The organism is Polynucleobacter sp. es-GGE-1 (assembly GCF_018882005.1).
Taxonomy (GTDB): domain Bacteria; phylum Pseudomonadota; class Gammaproteobacteria; order Burkholderiales; family Burkholderiaceae; genus Polynucleobacter.
On record NZ_JACVPE010000001.1, the window covers coordinates 152,610 to 171,007 of the forward strand.

Genomic DNA, 18,398 nt, shown 5'->3' on the forward strand with positions numbered 1-18,398 from the left:
TGTTTTAGTTAAATCTAGCGAGTTGGAATATATGAAAAGTTGCAATATGTTTTCCAGATGCTTAGCAATCGGATTGCTGTTGATTTCTGGCCCCCTCTTTGCGCAAGTGCCTGATCAGGCAACCCCTCCAGATGCCTTAATCAAGATGGTGGTGACCGATGTCATGGCTTCAGTCAAGGCTGATGCAGAAATTCAAAAAGGCAATATTCCGAAGATTATAGATTTGGTCGAAAAGAAAATTGTGCCCTATACCGATATGCGCCGCACTACCGAAATGGCGATGGGCCCTAACTGGAAAAAAGCGACTCCTGAGCAACAGGTGCAACTTACTTCTGAATTTAAGAATCTGTTGATCCGTACTTACTCTGGCGCACTCAGTCAATTGCGCGATCAGACTGTGCAATTTAAAGCGTTGCGTGCTGCACCAGATGACAAAGAGGTCGTTGTTAAAACTGTAGTGCTTGGTCGTGGCGATCCAGTACCTTTAGATTACCGTTTAGAAAAAACGGATAAGGGCTGGAAAGTTTACGACATGAACATCATGGGCGTTTGGTTGGTGGAAGCCTATCGTAATCAGTTTACAAACCAGATTAGCCAAAATGGCGTTGAAGGTCTTGTGAAATTCTTGCAAGATCGTAACAAGCAGCTCGCAACTGCAAAGCCAGCGAATTAATTTAAGCCCCCAAACTATGCCCTTTCTTTTGCCTCAGACGGTTACACAAGAAAATGCTCTGCAGTTGCAAAAAGAGGGCTTATTAAATAGCGCAATGTTGACAAAAGTTGATTGCTCAGCCCTGACAGATTTTGATTCAACGGTTTTGACAGTCTTATTGGCATGGCAAAAAAAGTTACAAGCTGATGGACAGTCTTTAATAGTTGAGCGTCCTCCTGAAAAGCTCAAAGTATTAGCCAATGTCTATGGTGTCTCTGCATTGCTGGGTTTGTAGCAGCATGCATTCAGCGATCTCGATTCAAAATATTTCAAAGCAATACGGCGCCCTTCAAGCGCTAGATGATGTTTCTTTGGAAATTGAGCCTGGAGAGTTTTTTGGACTGCTCGGACCCAATGGTGCGGGTAAGACCACGCTGATTTCGATTCTTGCAGGTCTGGTAAGGGCCGATAAAGGACATGCGGCCATCTTGGGGGCAGATGTTCAGAGTTCATTTCGTGAAGCGCGTCGCATGCTCGGCGTTGTGCCACAAGAATTAGTCTTTGACCCATTCTTTACAGTTCGCGAGACTTTGCGTTTTCAGTCAGGCTATTTTGGTATCCGCAACAACGATGCCTGGATCGATGAAATCATGGCAAATTTAGATCTCACAGGAAAAGCTGATAGCAATATGCGCGCTTTGTCTGGTGGTATGAAGCGTCGCGTATTGGTTGCCCAAGCCTTAGTCCATCGCCCACCCGTCATTATTTTGGATGAGCCTACTGCTGGCGTTGATGTCGAGCTACGTCAATCTTTGTGGCAATTTATTAGCAGACTCAATCAGGATGGTCACACGATTGTATTAACCACCCATTACTTGGAAGAAGCTGAGGCTTTGTGTCAGCGTATTGCGATGCTCAAGCAGGGCAAGATTGTTGCCTTAGATACAACTGCAAATTTACTCACCCGCTATGGCTCAGTGAAAAAAGATGGTGAAGGTAAAACTGATCTTGAAGATGTATTTGTCAACATCATGTCAGGAGGTGCATTTTGAGTAAGGCCCCAAATCAGGCTCTCAATAAACCCGCCCTCGAATATGGCAGCGGTTTTCCGACTTTGTTGTTTAAAGAGGTGAAGCGTTTCTATAAGGTGGCTTTTCAGACAGTGGCTGCGCCAGTCTTAACCGCAGTTCTCTATCTCATGATTTTTGGCCATGTATTAGAGGGTAGGGAAGTCTATGGACGCTTGAATTACACCGCTTTCTTAATTCCAGGTTTGGTCATGATGAGCGTATTGCAAAATGCCTTCGCAAATACTTCTTCATCTCTGATTCAATCAAAGGTTACCGGCAACTTGGTATTTGTATTGCTTGCCCCTTTGAGTCACTTTGAATTTTATGCAGCGTATATTTTGGCCGCTGTATTTCGTGGAATTGTTGTTGGCTTAGGTGTATTTTTAATTACGCTCTGGTTTGGATTGCCCTCCTTAGAACATCCGCTATGGATTTTGGCGTTTGCCTTTCTAGGTGCTGCCATTCTTGGTAGCTTAGGCTTGATAGCAGGTATTTGGGCAGATAAATACGATCAACTGGCTGCTTTTCAAAACTTTATCATCATGCCTGCCACAATGTTATCGGGGGTTTTCTATTCGATTCATTCTCTGCCTCCCGCTTGGCAGGTTGTATCCCATTTCAATCCATTCTTTTATATGATTGATGGTTTTCGCTTTGGATTCTTTGGCGTCTCTGATGTTTCCCCATGGAGTAGCTTAGCCATCGTTCTGTGTTTCTTTGCGGTAGTTTCAGCCGTTGCTTTGCGCTTATTGCAAAAGGGTTATAAGCTGCGCCATTAATGATTTGCACTATATCGATTTTGAGGAGAGAAGTATGTTTCCAACCCCCGAGCAGATTGAGGGCTATATCAAACAAGGTATTAACTGTACCCACGTTCAGGTTGAGGGTGACGGCCAACATTTTTTTGCAACGATTGTTAGTCCTGAGTTTGAAGGTAAGCGTCTCGTACAGCGTCATCAATTGGTTTATGGTGCGATGGGCGATCGTATGAAAGCTGAAGTACATGCTTTATCAATGAAGGTATTTACACCAGAAGAGTTTGCTCAGAATTCAGCTGCCTAGTAGAAAACCCAGAACAGCAACAAGATTAAATCACATATACAAGTTTTTACTGGAAGCGTTTCATGGATAAATTACGAATGGTAGGCGGGACCCCCCTCAAGGGTGAGGTCAAGATAGCTGGTGCTAAAAATGCCGCTTTACCCATTTTGTGTGCTTGCCTATTAACCGATGAACCTGTGGTCTTGCGTAATGTGCCAGATCTCCAAGATGTTCGTACCATGCTTAAACTCTTGCAAGAGATTGGTGTGGTGGTGAGCTTTCCTGATGCAGAAAATCGTAACCATGTGGTATTGAATGCTGCAGCCATCAAGAGCTCAGAAGCTACCTATGAGATGGTAAAAACCATGCGCGCTTCTATCTTGGTGCTAGGCCCGCTTCTTACTAGAATGCATAGCGCCAAGGTTTCTTTGCCAGGCGGTTGTGCAATTGGTGCCCGCCCTGTGGATCAGCATATTAAAGGCTTAAAGGCCATGGGCGCAAGCATCAAAATTAAGAGTGGTTACATTCAGGCTGAAACAAATCCGTCAACTGATCGCCTAAAAGGCGCTTCAATTTTGACAGACATGATTACTGTCACTGGTACAGAAAATTTATTGATGGCGGCAACTTTAGCTTCAGGCACAACCATTTTAGAAAATGCTGCACGCGAACCAGAGGTTGGTGATTTAGCTGAACTATTAGTGAAGATGGGCGCGAAGATTTCGGGAATTGGTAGTGATCGTTTAGTGATTGAGGGTGTCGAGAAATTACACGGCGCTGAACACTCTGTGATTCCGGATAGGATTGAAGCGGGCACCTTCCTTTGTGCAGTCGCTGCCGCTGGTGGCGAGGTGCTAGTCAAGCACTGTCGTCCCGATACGCTCGATGCAGTGATGGTGAAGTTGAAAGAGGCTGGCTTACAAATGGAGGTGGGTCCTGATTGGGTCAAAGCTTCCATGCGGGCTCGTCCAAAAGCAGTGAGTTTCCGTACTTCTGAGTACCCCGCATTTCCAACGGATATGCAGGCGCAACTGATGGCGGTCAATGCAGTAGCTAGTGGCAGTTCAACTATTACCGAGACTATTTTTGAGAACCGCTTTATGCATGTTCAGGAACTCAATCGTCTAGGCGCTGATATTGCAATTGAAGGCAACACCGCGATTGCTCGGGGTGTAGAAAAGCTTTCTGGTGCCATTGTTATGGCGACTGACCTACGCGCCTCTGCCAGCCTAGTGATTGCGGGGCTTGCAGCCCAAGGCGAAACCCAGGTAGACCGAATTTACCATTTAGATCGTGGATATGACCGTATGGAGCAAAAGTTGACCCTCTTGGGCGCCAACATTGAACGAGTGAAGTAACTCAGCGGCATAACTGAGTGATAATTAAGTCATGAAATTGACTTTAGCCCTCTCTAAAGGGCGTATCTTCGAAGAGACTGCTGAGATCCTGTCTAAGGTTGGCATTGTGCCAAAAGAGGATCCTGAGAAGTCTCGCAAACTTATTATTGAGACATCTAACCCTGATGTGCGTTTGATTATTGTGCGTGCTTCAGATGTGCCGACTTACGTGCAATTTGGTGGCGCTGATTTTGGTGTCGCAGGTTTAGATGTCTTGATGGAAAAAGGTACAGATGGTTTATATGTGCCTTTTGATTTAAATATTGCCAAGTGCCGTATGTCAGTTGCAGTTCGTGAAGGCTTTGACTACGCAGCAGCAGTAAAGCAAGGCTCTCGTTTAAAAGTGGCAACGAAGTATGTCAATTGCGCGCGTGATCACTTTGCTAATAAAGGTGTTCATATTGATACGATTCATCTTTACGGCTCGATGGAGCTTGCTCCCTTGGTAGGCTTGGCTGATGCTATTGTGGACTTAGTCTCGACAGGCAATACGCTTAAAGCCAACGGCCTAGTTGAGGTTGAGCCTATTGCTGATATCAGTGCACGTTTAGTGGTGAATCAAGCTTCGTACAAACGAAAGCGCACTCAGCTACAACCTATTTTTGATTTGTTGAAATAAGCTAAAAACACATTCAATGTCTTCACAGGTCAAAGTTAAGCGTCTCAATAGTAAAGATGCGGGTTTCAAAGAAACACTGCTCTCTAGTCTTTCTTTGCCCATGGCTGATGACGAGGCAATTGATGCTGCTGTTGTCAAAATCTTATCAGTTGTTAAAGAGCAGGGCGATGAAGCAGTTCTCAGTTTTACTAAGCAATTTGATCGCTTAAATGTTTCTCATGTTTCTGAATTAGAAATTCCTCGTAAAGATTTGGAGCAAGCCTACAACTCTTTATCTATCGAGCAAAAGAATGCTCTGGACATTGCTGCTAAACGAGTGCGTGCGTATCACGAGAAACAAAAGATTGAAGCAGGCTGCCACTCTTGGGAATATGAAGAAGCTGATGGCACCCGTCTTGGTCAGAAAGTAACGGCCTTAGATCGTGTTGGTATTTATGTACCTGGTGGCAAAGCCGCGTATCCATCATCTGTTTTAATGAATGCGATTCCTGCAAAAGTAGCAGGTGTTACCGAAGTCATCATGGTGGTACCAACTCCTGATGGCGCGCGCAACCCTTTGGTGTTGGCTGCAGCTTATTTGGCTGGCGTAGATCGCGTCTTCACCATTGGTGGTGCTCAAGCAGTTGGTGCTTTAGCCTTTGGTACAAAGAGTATTCCATCCGTAGACAAGATTGTTGGTCCAGGCAATGCCTATGTTGCTGCTGCTAAGCGCAGAGTATTTGGTACGGTTGGCATCGATATGATTGCTGGGCCTTCAGAGATTTTGGTTTTATGCGATGGCTCTAGTAATCCCGATTGGGTTGCAATGGATTTGTTTTCTCAAGCAGAGCATGATGAGCAAGCGCAATCCATTTTGCTATCCCCTGATGCAGCATTTATTGAGCAAGTGCAGGCAAGCATCAATAAATTACTTCCTGAGATGCCAAGAGCAAAAGTGATTGAGACTTCTTTAGCCAATCGCGCTCTTCTGATTCAGGTTAAAGATATGAATGAGGCTTGCGATATTGCCAATGAAATTGCTGCTGAGCACTTAGAGATTTGTGCTGTAGATCCGCGTAAGTGGGCTGAACAGATTCGTCATGCTGGGGCTATCTTCATGGGTAATTACACTAGTGAGTCACTTGGCGATTACTGTGCTGGTCCTAACCATGTCTTACCTACTGCGCGCACCGCCCGCTTCTCGTCACCATTGGGTGTGTATGACTTCATTAAGCGCTCAAGCATGATTGAGGTTAGTGAGGCTGGCGCACAAACCTTGGGTGCTGTAGCTAGCACCCTGGCCCACGGCGAAGGCTTGCAAGCTCACGCACGTGCGGCTGAGATGCGTTTGAACAAATAATAACGAAGTTAAGAAAGTATTTCTTTTAAAGCGGCGATGAGTTCGCCGCTTTGTTCGTCTGTACCAATCGTAATGCGCAAGAATTCTTCAATACGCGCAGATTGGAAATGACGTACGATGATCCCGCGATCTCTTAAGGCTTGGTACATTTTTGCGCCAGAATGTTTTGGGTGACGAGTAAAAATAAAGTTTGCGGTTGATGGCAAGGTATCAAAACCCAAAGTATTCAATTGCTCAACTAATTTTGTACGTGTCTGAATCACTTTTGCACTGGTTGCTTCTAAGTGCGCTTGATCCTCAATGGCTGCAATGGCACCTGCTTGAGCAAGGCGCCCTAATGGATAAGAGTTAAAACTATTTTTTACCCGCTCTAAGCCTTCAATCAAGGTGGGGTGACCAAGAGCAAAGCCAACTCGTAGGCCGGCAAGGGCTCTAGATTTAGAAAGCGTATGCACTACTAAAAGATTTTCAGGACACTGATTACCGCGCAAGAGGGGAATGCAGGACTCTGTTCCGTAATCTACGTAGGCTTCATCAATTACTACTACAGAGTCTTTATTCTTCGCGAGTAGTTTTTCAATCTCTGACCTGGCAATAGATCTGCCAGTGGGGGCATTGGGATTGGGGAAAATAACGCCACCATTGGGTTTGCTGAAATCGCTAGTATTGATTTCAAAATCGTTTCCTAGTGGAATCGTTTGATATTCGATGCCAAAGAGCTTGCAGTAAACCGGATAGAAGCTATAAGTAATATCTGGAAAATGAACTGGTTTGTTTTGCTTCAATAAACCCGCAAAAACGTGAGCTAAAACCTCATCCGAACCATTTCCTAAAAATACTTGGTTTGGATTTAGGCCATGCAATTTGGCAATAGCTTGTTTTAGGGCCACACCTTCTGGATCTGGGTAGAGGCGCAAGTCATCGTTTGTTTGACTATTGATCGCTGCCAACGCTTTTGGTGATGGGCCATAAGGACTCTCGTTCGTATTGAGCTTTACCAGCCGCTGCATTTGCGGTTGCTCCCCAGGAACATAGGGGGTCAAAGTTTGAACAACGGGGCTCCAAAAACGGCTCATGAGGGTACTCAGGTCAAAAATCAGAAAAAAAGTGAAGTAATTTCAGCATTTATATATCTTCTAGGAATGATATTATGAGGCTTCAATCAACACTTCGCCTCGCGGCGCAATGAAGCATGCGGCAAGCCGACGTTACCCGAAACACTTCGGAAACCAAAATTCAAATTTCCATCAATTTAGATGGTACTGGGAAGGCCGAACTAGCTTCAGGCGTCCCTTTCTTAGACCATATGCTCGATCAGATTGCCCGTCACGGCATGATTGACTTGAAAGTAGTGGCGCAGGGCGATACCCATATTGATGATCATCACACCGTTGAGGATGTGGGGATTACATTGGGCCAAGCATTTGCAAAGGCAGTGGGCGATAAAGCAGGTATTACCCGTTATGGCCACTCCTATGTTCCTTTGGATGAAACCCTTTCACGCGTAGTGGTCGATTTCTCTGGGCGCCCAGGCCTGGAATTCAATGTCCCATTTACCCGTGCGCGGGTTGGTGATTTTGACGTTGATCTAAGCATCGAGTTCTTCCGTGGTTTTGTAAACCATGCAGGAGTGACTTTGCACATTGATAATTTGCGCGGTATCAACGCGCACCACCAGATTGAGACGGTCTTTAAAGCCTTTGGGCGTGCGCTTCGGATGGCTTTAGCAATTGATCCACGCGCCTCTGGTTCGGTTCCCTCAACCAAAGGTAGTCTCTAATCTAGATACTTCTAGTTGCCCGATAGATAACAGCAAAGATAGGCTAAATTTTGGCGCAAACTATTGCGATCGTTGATTACGGAATGGGTAACCTTCGTTCTGTATATCAGGCTTGTCATCATGTTGCGCTTGATGACAAGATATTGATTGCTCACAAGCCAGAAGAAATTCGTACTGCCGATCGTGTGGTGTTACCTGGTCAAGGCGCCATGCCTGATTGCATGAAACATCTTGAGGAGTCAGGTCTCCTCGAAGCATTGCTAGAAGCCGCCAAAAACAAGCCATTGTTAGGGGTTTGTGTAGGTGAGCAAATGCTCTTTGATAAAAGTGCAGAAGTTCGGACTAATGAACAATGGACACCTTGTTTGGGGCTCATTTCCGGGGAAGTACGTCGCTTTGATTTAAACGGTAAAAAGCAAGCCGACGGCTCAGCTTACAAAGTGCCCCACATGGGCTGGAATCAAGTCCGTCAAGACCGTCAGCATCCGATTTGGGAGGGAATCCCAGATTTAACAAGTTTTTATTTTGTGCATAGCTACTATGTTGTGCCGCAACGTAAAGAAGATTCTGCTGGATCTACTGAATACGGCGATTGGTTTACATCTGCGGTTGCAAGAGATAATATTTTTGCAACGCAATTTCATCCGGAAAAAAGTGCAGAATACGGGTTAAAGCTTTATCAAAACTTTCTTTCTTGGCAACCTTAATTAATTTATTAACGTTTCACTATGCTGCTCATCCCTGCAATTGATCTTAAAGACGGCCACTGCGTTCGACTAGAACAAGGTGATATGGACAAAGCCACGGTATTTTCTGAAGATCCAGGGGCTATGGCTGCGCATTGGATTAGCAAAGGCGCGCGACGGTTGCACTTAGTTGATCTGAATGGCGCGTTTGCTGGAAAACTCAAAAATGAGTCCGCTATCAAATCGATTTTGAAAGCAGTCGGAGATGAAATTCCGGTTCAACTTGGTGGTGGTATTCGGGATCTGGAAACAATTGAACGTTTATTGGATGATGGTATTAGCACAGTGATTATTGGCACTGCTGCAGTAAAAAATCCCGGCTTTGTGCAGGATGCTTGCACAGCATTTCCTGGACAGGTGATGGTAGGCCTTGACGCTCGCGACGGCAAAGTAGCCACTGATGGTTGGAGCAAGATTACCGGCCATGAAGTAATTGATCTCGCTAAGAAGTTTGAAGATTGGGGTGTAGAGGCCATTATCTATACCGACATTGGTCGCGATGGCATGCTCCAAGGCGTTAACATTGGTGCCACGATGAAGTTGGCTCAAGCAATTCGTATTCCAGTGATTGCCAGTGGCGGCCTTTCCAATAATAAAGATATTGAAGCGCTCTGCAAAGCTGAAGAAGAGGGTGTGATGGGCGTGATTGCTGGCCGCTCTATTTATGCTGGTGACCTTGATCTAGCAGCTGCTCAAAAATATGCTGATGAGTTAACACTCAAATACAAAAAGAACATTATCTAGTGTTAACCAAAAGAATTATTCCTTGTTTGGATGTCACAGCAGGGCGCGTTGTTAAAGGGGTGAACTTTGTTGGTTTGCGTGATGCAGGCGATCCTGTAGAAATCGCCAAACGTTACGACACACAAGGCGCTGATGAGTTAACTTTCTTAGACATTACTGCAACGTCCGATGGGCGTGATTTGATCCTGCACATTATTGAAGATGTCGCTTCACAAGTATTTATTCCGCTTACTGTTGGTGGTGGTGTACGTGCAGTCGCTGATGTGCGTCGCTTACTTAATGCTGGTGCTGATAAAGTGAGCATCAATTCTTCCGCCATCACTAATCCAGATTTAGTTTCAGATGCGGCAGCCTATTACGGCTCTCAATGCATCGTTGTTGCAATTGATGCCAAACAAACTGAGGCAGGAAATTGGGAAGTGTTTACGCATGGCGGCAGAACCGCTACTGGAATCGATGTGGTGGCATGGGCTATTGAAGTTGCCAAACGCGGTGCTGGAGAAATTCTCCTGACGAGTATGAATCGCGATGGTAGTAAAGATGGCTTTGACTTAGCCCTCACTGCTGCAGTAAGCGATGCGGTCTCCGTTCCAGTAATTGCTTCTGGCGGCGTGGGCAATTTGCAGCATTTGGTTGATGGTATTACCCAAGGTCATGCAGACGCTGTCTTGGCCGCAAGTATTTTTCACTATGGCGAGTACACCGTTGGTCAGGCAAAAGAATATATGGCTGCCCAGGGAATTCCGGTTCGTATTTAGTCGAATTTCAGAATTCACCACTTTCACGGTAAAGTTTAGGTATGAACAAGCCTAAGAGCACATTTACCCCAATTGAATCTATTCAAGTAGGGCCCTGGCTCGATGCCGTCGCTTGGAATGAGCAAGGCTTGGTTCCAGTGATTGCGCAAGAGTTTGGTAGTAAAGATATCCTGATGATGGCCTGGATGAATCGCGATGCCTTGTTGGCTACTTTGCGTTTAGGCGAGGCGGTCTACTGGACGCGCTCACGTCAAAAACTTTGGCACAAGGGCGAGGAATCTGGCCATACCCAGAGGGTGAAAGAAATTCGCTTGGATTGTGATGGAGACACGATTTTGCTCATTGTTGAGCAAAAAGATGGAATTGCTTGTCATACCGGTGAGCACAGCTGTTTTTTCCAGCAGTGGGACTCAGGTAATTTGACTTGGGTGGACGAGTCCAAGCCAAAATAAAAGTCTTTCATAAAAGACATAAAATGAAGCTATGAGTAGCTCAGTAAATAAACCTTCTAATTTAGATTCTGCATTAGCTCATTTGGCTGATGTGGTGGATCAACGTCGGGATGCGTTTAAGGCTGGCAATGCTGACCCAAAAACCTCTTATACCGCCCTACTTTTTTCAAAGGGTGATGACGGCATCCTCAAAAAGATTGGCGAGGAGGCAACCGAGGCTGTCATGGCTGCTAAAGATGCGCGCAGTTCAAATCTAGCGGCTGAACAGCAAAAGCTCTTGGTTGGGGAGATGGCGGATCTTTGGTTTCACTGTTTAATTGCGCTGTCTCAGTTCAATTTGCGCCCTGAAGACGTGATTGCTGAGCTTGATCGTCGCCTGGGTACCTCAGGAATTGAAGAAAAAGCTGCCAGAAAAGCAGCGAATAAGGAATAAGGAAGAATAGGAAAAGATGAGCCACGATCCTAATTGCCTATTTTGTAAGATTTCTCAGGGCTTGATTCCGTCTCAAAAGGTGTATGAGGATGAAGAGATCTATGCCTTTAAGGATATTAATCCTGCTGCTCCAGTGCATTTTTTAATGATTCCGAAGAAACATATCCCCATGCTGGAGTTGGCGGAAAGCATCGATGCCCCTTTGCTAGGTAGAATGATGGAATTAGCGCCTCGTCTTGCCAAAGAGCAGGGTTGCCGACCTGGAATAGACGGCGGCTTTAGATTGATGGTCAATAACGGGGTAGATGGTGGGCAGGAGGTTTATCACTTGCACTTGCATGTGATGGGCGGTCCGCGTCCCTGGAAAAAGTAAGATAAAGAAGAAGTTTAGGAATTCCAAGGAGATTAGAGATGGGTTCATTTAGCATTTGGCATTGGTTAATTGTTTTGGTCATCGTAATGTTGGTATTCGGTACCAAGAAATTGCGCAATATCGGTCAAGATTTGGGCGGTGCTGTTAAGGGATTTAAGGACGGCATGAAGCCATCTGATGAGCCTAAGGAACAAATCCAGCAAGCTGCTGCATCAACAGAAAAAACTGTGGATGTGCAGGCTAAAGACCTTAATAAATAATTCACATCATTTGTTCATAGCGCAAAGAGAAATCGTGCGGTCCTCATTTAGCTCCCTAAGATGATTGATTTAGGGGTTTCAAAACTTGCGCTGATTGCAGTTGTAGCTCTGGTGGTGGTTGGTCCAGAGCGCTTGCCAAAAGTAGCTCGTATGGCTGGTAATTTATTTGGTCGTGCGCAACGTTATATGGCAGACCTTAAATCCGAAGTAAATCGGCAGATGGAAGTTGAGGAATTTAAAAAGTTCCGCGAAGAAAGTGCATCTGCCTTAAAAGAAGTTGAAAACAGTATTAGCTCGGTAGCAAGCGAAGCAAACGCAAATCTCACAGATCAGGCGGATATTTTTGAAACCAATTTTGAGAAGTTGCCTCTTGATGAAAGAGCTGTTTTAGATAAGACTAAGCGGCAGGGGCGCAATAGCTGGGGCGTTAGGCGTGCAGCAAGACCTATTTGGTTTAAACGTTCAGCTGGCGTACGTACTCGTGTGCAATCTGGTGCCGCAAGAATGAAGCGCTTTCATCATAGTGCTGGCAAATAAAAATTAGATTGGCATGACAGAAAATAACTCTACCGAAGATTCAGGTTTGCAAGAATCTTTTCTATCGCATTTATTTGAACTGCGTGATCGCGTGATCAAGTCTGCATTAGCGATTATTGTGGTGTTTGTTTGCTTGGTTTATTGGGCGCCAGATATTTTTCATTTGTTCTCGCAGCCGCTGCTTGATTCATTGCCTGCGGGCGGCAAGATGATTGTGACGGATGTAACGGGCTCTTTCTTTGTGCCCATGAAGGTCACGATGTTGGTGGCTTTCATCATTGCTTTGCCGATAGTGATTTATCAACTATGGGCTTTTATTGCCCCCGGCCTATATCAACATGAGCGCAAGTTGGTTATTCCATTAGTTGTGAGTAGCTACAGTCTATTTATCTTTGGTATGGCATTTGCCTATTTTTTGGTATTTCCGACTGTGTTTAATTTTATGGCAAGTTATAACGCACCATTGGGCGCAGAGATGTCTACTGATATTGATAAGTACCTTGGTTTTGCTATGAATACTTTCTTAGCGTTTGGTATTACCTTTGAAGTTCCGGTGGTAGTTGTCGTTTTAGTTCGTATGGGTATTGTCTCTTTGGCAAAATTAAAAGAGATTCGACCCTACGTGATTGTTGGTGCTTTTGTTATCTCTGCAGTAGTGACTCCGCCAGATGTTCTTTCTCAGTTATTGCTGGCAGTGCCTATGACTCTGCTGTATGAGTTGGGTTTATTAGTGGCGCGCTTCTACATGCCAAAGACGTCCGATGATGAAGAAGAAAGTAAAACCGCAAGCTAAGCGAGTTCAGTATCGGTTTGAATTTTCAGATTTTTAGAAAACGTCGCGCTTAACCAGTCAGTCACCTGATCAAAGCGATAACGTCTCTGGCGTAAATTGCCTTCAATATCTGGGTCAGTGCCCGCAAAGACTTTTCCAGCAGCTAGTAAAGCGCGACGCTGTTGAGTCGTCTCAATTTGAATGAGTCTTGGCAATATCTTTGGAAGCTCCCAGCGAATATCCACTACTACGCAATGTTCATGCTGAAGTTGGCTTACTTCAGATAGCAATAACTCTGCTTTACTAAGGTTAAATTGATTAGCAATGACAATGCGGTGACAGAGCATTAGCCATTCGAGGTCTAATTTATGTTCCGCATGATGATTGATAGCATGATCTGCGCATTGAGCCAGTTTATGCCAATCATTTTTCTCGGGATGGGGGCAGCTGACTAATATTTTTCTCAGCAATTCTTTTGCTTCAGGAACGTCTTGCTGACTTGCTTGCCAAACCCAATAGGATGCTTGTAGCCCAAGAACTTTTTCTTCGATTTTTTCACGCTTGCGCCAGAGGTTTGCACCTTTTCGTAATTGTGCTTGTGGATGCCCAAGATCAGCTGCACGATCAAAGCAGCGATCGCTTTCCGCGGCGCTATATCCAGAAAATTGGGGGCGACGATAAATTTCACCGAGCGTATACCAGGCATTACGATCACCATCTTTTGCTGCAAGTTGAAGCCAATACGCCGCTTTTTTAAGAGATGCATTTGACTTACTCTCTTTATTGCCCTCAAATTGAGCGAGCCGCAGACCTAAAGTGAGTTTTGCAGCCGTTAGACCCAATTCAGCAGCCTGAGCTAAGGCATATTCATTCTGGCTGTCTAACCATGTATTCCATAGCCCAGAAAGAGCCTCATTTTTGGGTTGCAGTTTAATGAGTAAATCTTTGGCTTGTTTTTCAAACTCAGAGCTTCCATCTGCCAGTTCTTGTAAATAATGCCGAGCAATTTTTTGAAGTCCATTGAATTCAAGACTCGCTAATTTTTCACCCAAAGTGGTCGAGTTATTTTTCTTTAGCCAATCCACAAGCTGCAATTGAACTTCTTGATTACTTGGATTAATAAGTAAGTCTGCTAATTGCCATTTGGCTGCAAAAGTTAAGCTTGACTCGCTCTTGGCTTCGGCCAGTTGCCAAAAGGATTTCCAGCCAAAATGAAATGCGGGGGAGTTAAAAGTTTGAGCGAGTGGAATGGTGGCTAATTGCTGAAATACTTTAAGAATTTCAGGGCTTTTTGAGTTAACCCTCTCTGAGATTTGATTTTGAATCAGCAAATAGGATTTTTCTAACCAAATCAAAGCGTTAGCAGGTTGAATGGGGGTTTTGAATGCACCGGTCAGGTATGCATCGGTTAACTTTTGTTGCGCTAATACATCACCAAGACGTGCTGAGCTAAGGATTTTTAAGAATTCGCGACTTGCCATATGACAATTTTGGCATCTAGAGATCTTAAAAGGCAGAAATCTAAGCTCTTGTTGTCGAGATACAACGAAGAAAGCCAAAAAACTACCTTTTGACAAGCAAAAAGAGCCTGTAAATACCTTTACGACTAGCCTAGTAAGGCAAAGGACTGAAAATTCAATTGTCCCGGTCTTACTAGGGCATTACTTTTAATTTATGGAGATTTACAGAATGAAAAAATCGCTATTTGCAGTTGCAGCGGTAACAGCTTTTGCTGGTGCTGCTCAGGCTCAGTCCAGCGTCACCGTTTACGGTATTTTGGACGTTGGTTATGTTGGTTCAAATGCTAAAGAAGTAGCAGCACCATCCGCGACCAATGCTGGCATTAACGTTGCTAATACACAAACAACTAAGATTGTTAAAAATGCATTTGGTGCAGGTAACGAGCAAACATCTCGCTTGGGCTTCAAAGGTACTGAAGATTTAGGTGGTGGCTCTTCTGCATTCTTTACCGTTGAACTTGGTTTGACACCTACAAATTCTTCATTGTCTGGCAGTACCGATAAAGATTCTATTCAAGGAACTACCCAAGCTGGTGGTTCTGGTGTTGATAACCGCCAATCATTTGTTGGTATCAAGAAAAATGGTCTAGGTCAAGTTGCAATGGGTCGTCAATACACCCTAATCTTTAACTCTGGCGCAGCAACTAACCCAGGTCAGTACAACAGCATCGCTGGTGACGTTATTTACAACGCCGGTTCTGTTTATACAGCGGATAACAATGCCTCTGGTACTAACAACAGCGTAGGTTTTACTAACCGCGCTTCTAATGCTTTGACTTTTTCTTCTGAGGTAGTTGCTGGCTTCAAATTGAACGGTATGTATGCATTGAATAATGCAAATTCATCACAGTTAGCCGCAACTAGCAACTCTTCTGGTGGCGGTGGTAACGTTAACTGGAACGGTTGGGGCGCTGGTCTTGACTACACTTGGAACAAGTTGTTTGTAACTGCTGCTTATCAGTCCTTTAAGTCACAGTTGACAAACGGTGTTTACGCTTCAAGTGGTACATTAATGAATACAGGTAGCACAGGTCCTTTAGCTGGTCAATTGTCTGCAACCGGACTTCTTTTAGCTCCTACACTGCTTTCTGACAAGCAAATGTTTGCAGGTGCTACATATGACTTCGGTATTTTGAAGGCTTATGCTCAGTGGGTTGGTCGTAAGGTACAAAACGATGTAACTTCATCTTTTACCATTGGTAACGGCACTTCTGCAACGTCAGTAGTTGCTGGTCAGCAGTTAAATCGTAACGCCCAGCAGATCGGTGTTCGTAGCTACATCACTCCTGTAATTGAGTCTTGGGGCAGTATTGGCCAGGGTAACTACAAAACTACTGAAGCTTCTGCAAACGTACGTTTTGTTGGCTGGCAGTTAGGTAGCAACTACTACCTAAGCAAGCGCACAAACTTGTACGCTATTTATGGTCAGCAACAATCTACTTCCGGCACGCCTTCTACTGCTGGATCTGGTGCAAGTGCTAACCAGTACGCTTTAGGTCTTCGCCACACTTTCTAATATCGTTAACTTAACGATTCTAGAAATTAAAAACCACCGCTTATGCGGTGGTTTTTTTTTGCCTATTTAAATGTTGCATGAGTTTTGTAATCACTGAAGTCCAATCTCCAGGCTTGTCTTGCCTTATTAGAAGAGTGCTGGGATACCAAGGCGTGTCCTCTCTATCAATGAGAGACATAAAGTCTGGTGGGTCCGGGAGAAGTAAATAAGTTAGCTTATTTAATGCGCCGGACAGATGGCCTACTGCAGTATCAATCGAAATCACGATATCCAGCTCATTAATTAGGTAGGCAGTTTGCAGGAAATCGCTTAAGTCATTTTGGTGAACATAAAGACCTAAATCTTTTACGATTTGTATATCCTGCAAATCTAAATCTGCTTGAAGTGAGTGCAATTGAACATTTTGATCTTTGAGCTTTGAGACTAGCAATTCAAGGGATTGACTGTTGAGGTCTCGTCTTGCATTTGCTTGTCCTGCATACTTCCCTGAGCCACGCCAGCAAATACCAATTTGTAAGGTAGGATTCCAGGACTTGGTATTTGCCGATTCAGAGATTCTCTCGCGCCACTTAAGAGAAAAATCTGGAGGGAGAAAAAAATATGGGGTATTAGCAGGGATGTTGCTTAGGTCTGTCCCAAATAAGTAAGGAAGACTCATAATTGGGATTTGGTATTCAATATTTGGTGGCAAACCAATTAGATTGCTAACTACTTTAATTTTTGGGTGCAATGTTTGCATTAGTGTACAAAGCGCTTTAGGACTGTAAAATTGAACATTGAATCCATATTTTTCAGTTAGCAGCGGAAGGTAACGGGCAAGTTGAATATTGTCTCCAAAGCCTTGCTCGCTTAAGACAAGAATCGTTTTTTTATCGCCACCATATTCACCATTCCATGTTGGAATATTAGCTTGCCAGCCATAGCGTTTTATGTCGTGAATACCCCAGCGGTGCTCATAGAATTTCCATCCATTTTTAAAGTCACCAAGCCGAATAAGAGCCATACCCTTGTTAGTGTTAGCTTTAGGATTTTCTGGATCAAGATTTATTGCAGCTCCAAAATCTTTTATTGCAGAGTCATAGAGTTTGAAAAAATTTTTAACATTCCCCCTTCCAATCAAAGCCTCTACAGAGGTTGGGTTAATTTCAAGCGCAATATTAAAGCAGTCAAGGGCTTCGTGGTGTTGGAAGATATCTTGAAGAATATTACCTTTATTAATTAGAGCCTTTTCATTTTTTGCATTTTTAGATAGCACCTTATTAAAAGAAGCAAGCGCTTCTAGCGTAAGACTCGTATGTGCCTGATAGATGCCAAGATTTAGCAAGGCATCTTCATCGTCGGGAATTAGTTCAAGGGCTAGAGATATAAATTTAAAAGCTTCATCCCATTGATCTTGTTCAATGAGGCAGGTTGATAAATTCAATAAAACAGACATCCTATTAGGAGTCAGTTCATTAGCCTTTCTAAAAGCGGTTTCAGCCTGCGAATAAGACTTTACTTTTAATAACTCTAGACCGTTATCAAAGTATTTTTTGGATTTGTTGTATTGATTGTCCATATTATTGAAATCAATATTATTGATTCAAAGACTAAAATATCAATTAGCTCATTAGTGTTTTATGTTTTTTAAATTGTCACGAATTTCTCTTAATAAAACTACCTCTTCCGGTGCTGAGGGTGGTGCCGGTGCATCAATTAAGCGAATCCTATTAACCACCTTTACCATCTGCAAAATGACAAATGCTAATAGGAGGAAGTTGATGGAAATGGTGATGAAATTCCCATACGCAAAAATCGGTACCCCCGCTTTTTTTAGGGCATCAAAAGTTCTCGGCACACCTTCTGGCACGCTGCCAAGGACAAGAAATAGATTGGTAAAGTCAATATGACCGCCCAAAAGGATGGAAATGACCGGCATAACGATGTCATTTACCATGGAGTCCACAATTTTTCCAAAAGCGCCGCCAATAATGACGCCCACCGCCAAATCGATCACATTACCCCTGACCGCAAAGTCCTGGAATTCCTTTAAAACGCTCATAAATGCTTCCTTTTTTGGCTGAATAGTAATTAAGCTGAGATTAACCCCATAACTTTCTTGCCTACCCCACTTTTTACTTTAAAATACTAGGTTTAAGCAATTTCCACCCTTAAATACCCTTTCTAGGAATTTTGTAAATGAGTGACAAGCCCAGTATGGACAAGGATCGTCGCAATTGGCTGATCGCCACATCTGCAGTAGGTGGCGTAGGTGCAGCAGCAGCCCTATACCCTTTTGTAGACAGTTTTGAGCCTTCCGAGCGTGCTAAAGCCGCTGGAGCTGCTGTTGAGATCGATATTTCAGGTATGAAGCCAGATGAAATGCGCATGGTTGAGTGGCGCGGCAAGC

Annotated in this window: 24 protein-coding genes; 20 read left to right on the forward strand and 4 right to left on the reverse strand. The window is 44.1% G+C overall.

From position 1 onward, the window contains the following. Positions 1-31: 31 nt before the first annotated feature. The 8 genes from ICN35_RS00860 to hisD all read left to right on the forward strand — a co-directional run bounded on the left by ICN35_RS00860 (position 32) and on the right by hisD (position 6,118). Positions 32-673 (forward strand): phospholipid-binding protein MlaC, encoded by a 642-nt coding sequence (locus ICN35_RS00860; protein WP_216123490.1) that lies wholly within the window; start codon positions 32-34, stop codon positions 671-673. 16 nt (positions 674-689) lie between these two features. Continuing rightward, complete coding sequence (locus ICN35_RS00865) at positions 690-947, forward strand: lipid asymmetry maintenance protein MlaB (RefSeq protein ID WP_216123492.1); 258 nt, start codon at positions 690-692, stop codon at positions 945-947. A gap of 4 nt (positions 948-951) precedes the next feature. Beyond that, entirely contained in the window at positions 952-1,704 is a 753-nt protein-coding gene (locus tag ICN35_RS00870) for an ABC transporter ATP-binding protein (protein ID WP_216123493.1), read from the forward strand. Beyond that, a complete protein-coding gene (locus ICN35_RS00875; RefSeq protein WP_216123494.1) occupies positions 1,701-2,501 on the forward strand; it encodes an ABC transporter permease in 801 nt (266 codons plus the stop codon). Before ICN35_RS00870 ends, ICN35_RS00875 begins: the two co-directional genes overlap by 4 nt. 34 nt (positions 2,502-2,535) lie before the next feature. Next, positions 2,536-2,784, forward strand: coding sequence for a BolA family protein (locus ICN35_RS00880; RefSeq protein WP_215296134.1), 249 nt, complete (start codon positions 2,536-2,538; stop codon positions 2,782-2,784). 62 nt (positions 2,785-2,846) lie between these two features. Next, positions 2,847-4,121 carry a UDP-N-acetylglucosamine 1-carboxyvinyltransferase gene (gene murA / locus ICN35_RS00885; RefSeq protein ID WP_216123497.1) on the forward strand — a complete coding sequence of 425 codons (1,275 nt, stop codon included), beginning with the start codon at positions 2,847-2,849 and terminating at the stop codon, positions 4,119-4,121. A gap of 31 nt (positions 4,122-4,152) precedes the next feature. After that, a complete protein-coding gene (gene hisG, locus ICN35_RS00890) occupies positions 4,153-4,779 on the forward strand; it encodes an ATP phosphoribosyltransferase (RefSeq protein WP_216123498.1) in 627 nt (208 codons plus the stop codon). A 16-nt stretch (positions 4,780-4,795) separates the two neighbouring features. Next, positions 4,796-6,118, forward strand: coding sequence for a histidinol dehydrogenase (hisD, locus tag ICN35_RS00895; RefSeq protein ID WP_216123499.1), 1,323 nt, complete (start codon positions 4,796-4,798; stop codon positions 6,116-6,118). 8 nt (positions 6,119-6,126) lie between these two features. Here hisD and hisC read toward each other — a convergent pair whose 3' ends face one another. After that, positions 6,127-7,194 (reverse strand): histidinol-phosphate transaminase, encoded by a 1,068-nt coding sequence (hisC, locus tag ICN35_RS00900; protein WP_216123500.1) that lies wholly within the window; start codon positions 7,192-7,194, stop codon positions 6,127-6,129. Positions 7,195-7,310: 116 nt separating this feature from the next. Here hisC and hisB point away from each other — a divergent pair, with 116 nt between their 5' ends. Genes hisB through tatC form a run of 10 tightly spaced genes read left to right on the forward strand, consistent with a single transcriptional unit; the run spans position 7,311 to position 12,994 of the window. Beyond that, complete coding sequence (hisB, locus tag ICN35_RS00905; RefSeq protein ID WP_215296139.1) at positions 7,311-7,898, forward strand: imidazoleglycerol-phosphate dehydratase HisB; 588 nt, start codon at positions 7,311-7,313, stop codon at positions 7,896-7,898. A gap of 50 nt (positions 7,899-7,948) precedes the next feature. Further along, a complete protein-coding gene (hisH, locus tag ICN35_RS00910; protein ID WP_216123501.1) occupies positions 7,949-8,605 on the forward strand; it encodes an imidazole glycerol phosphate synthase subunit HisH in 657 nt (218 codons plus the stop codon). Between the two features lie 21 nt (positions 8,606-8,626). Continuing rightward, entirely contained in the window at positions 8,627-9,388 is a 762-nt protein-coding gene (hisA, locus tag ICN35_RS00915; RefSeq protein ID WP_216123503.1) for a 1-(5-phosphoribosyl)-5-[(5-phosphoribosylamino)methylideneamino]imidazole-4-carboxamide isomerase, read from the forward strand. Continuing rightward, positions 9,388-10,146: an imidazole glycerol phosphate synthase subunit HisF gene (gene hisF, locus ICN35_RS00920; RefSeq protein ID WP_215319493.1), complete on the forward strand. Its 759-nt coding sequence runs from the start codon at positions 9,388-9,390 to the stop codon at positions 10,144-10,146. Before hisA ends, hisF begins: the two co-directional genes overlap by 1 nt. 41 nt (positions 10,147-10,187) lie before the next feature. Then, positions 10,188-10,598 (forward strand): phosphoribosyl-AMP cyclohydrolase, encoded by a 411-nt coding sequence (gene hisI, locus ICN35_RS00925; RefSeq protein WP_216123504.1) that lies wholly within the window; start codon positions 10,188-10,190, stop codon positions 10,596-10,598. A gap of 31 nt (positions 10,599-10,629) precedes the next feature. Further along, positions 10,630-11,031 (forward strand): phosphoribosyl-ATP diphosphatase, encoded by a 402-nt coding sequence (locus ICN35_RS00930; protein ID WP_216123505.1) that lies wholly within the window; start codon positions 10,630-10,632, stop codon positions 11,029-11,031. A 16-nt stretch (positions 11,032-11,047) separates the two neighbouring features. Then, on the forward strand, positions 11,048-11,404 hold the full coding sequence (locus ICN35_RS00935; protein ID WP_216123506.1) for a histidine triad nucleotide-binding protein: 357 nt from the start codon (positions 11,048-11,050) through the stop codon (positions 11,402-11,404). Positions 11,405-11,442: 38 nt separating this feature from the next. Further along, positions 11,443-11,664: a Sec-independent protein translocase subunit TatA gene (gene tatA, locus ICN35_RS00940; protein ID WP_215296145.1), complete on the forward strand. Its 222-nt coding sequence runs from the start codon at positions 11,443-11,445 to the stop codon at positions 11,662-11,664. A 60-nt stretch (positions 11,665-11,724) separates the two neighbouring features. Continuing rightward, a complete protein-coding gene (gene tatB, locus ICN35_RS00945) occupies positions 11,725-12,201 on the forward strand; it encodes a Sec-independent protein translocase protein TatB (protein ID WP_215319497.1) in 477 nt (158 codons plus the stop codon). A 13-nt stretch (positions 12,202-12,214) separates the two neighbouring features. Continuing rightward, positions 12,215-12,994 carry a twin-arginine translocase subunit TatC gene (tatC, locus tag ICN35_RS00950; RefSeq protein WP_216123508.1) on the forward strand — a complete coding sequence of 260 codons (780 nt, stop codon included), beginning with the start codon at positions 12,215-12,217 and terminating at the stop codon, positions 12,992-12,994. Here tatC and ICN35_RS00955 read toward each other — a convergent pair. Beyond that, positions 12,991-14,454, reverse strand: a complete 1,464-nt coding sequence (locus ICN35_RS00955) for a tetratricopeptide repeat protein (protein ID WP_216123511.1) — start codon at positions 14,452-14,454, stop codon at positions 12,991-12,993. The genes tatC and ICN35_RS00955 overlap by 4 nt on opposite strands. Before the next feature lie 208 nt (positions 14,455-14,662). On the opposite strand from ICN35_RS00955, the gene ICN35_RS00960 reads away from it, so the two are divergent. After that, positions 14,663-16,009, forward strand: a complete 1,347-nt coding sequence (locus tag ICN35_RS00960; protein ID WP_216123513.1) for a porin — start codon at positions 14,663-14,665, stop codon at positions 16,007-16,009. Positions 16,010-16,049: 40 nt separating this feature from the next. Here the strand turns inward: ICN35_RS00960 and ICN35_RS00965 are convergent, their stop codons facing one another. Continuing rightward, complete coding sequence (locus ICN35_RS00965; RefSeq protein ID WP_216123515.1) at positions 16,050-17,567, reverse strand: tetratricopeptide repeat protein; 1,518 nt, start codon at positions 17,565-17,567, stop codon at positions 16,050-16,052. Between the two features lie 51 nt (positions 17,568-17,618). Next, complete coding sequence (mscL, locus tag ICN35_RS00970; protein ID WP_216123517.1) at positions 17,619-18,050, reverse strand: large conductance mechanosensitive channel protein MscL; 432 nt, start codon at positions 18,048-18,050, stop codon at positions 17,619-17,621. A 137-nt stretch (positions 18,051-18,187) separates the two neighbouring features. Here mscL and ICN35_RS00975 point away from each other — a divergent pair. Beyond that, positions 18,188-18,398: ubiquinol-cytochrome c reductase iron-sulfur subunit N-terminal domain-containing protein (locus ICN35_RS00975; RefSeq protein ID WP_304608865.1), on the forward strand; the 211-nt coding region annotated here is incomplete at its 3' end.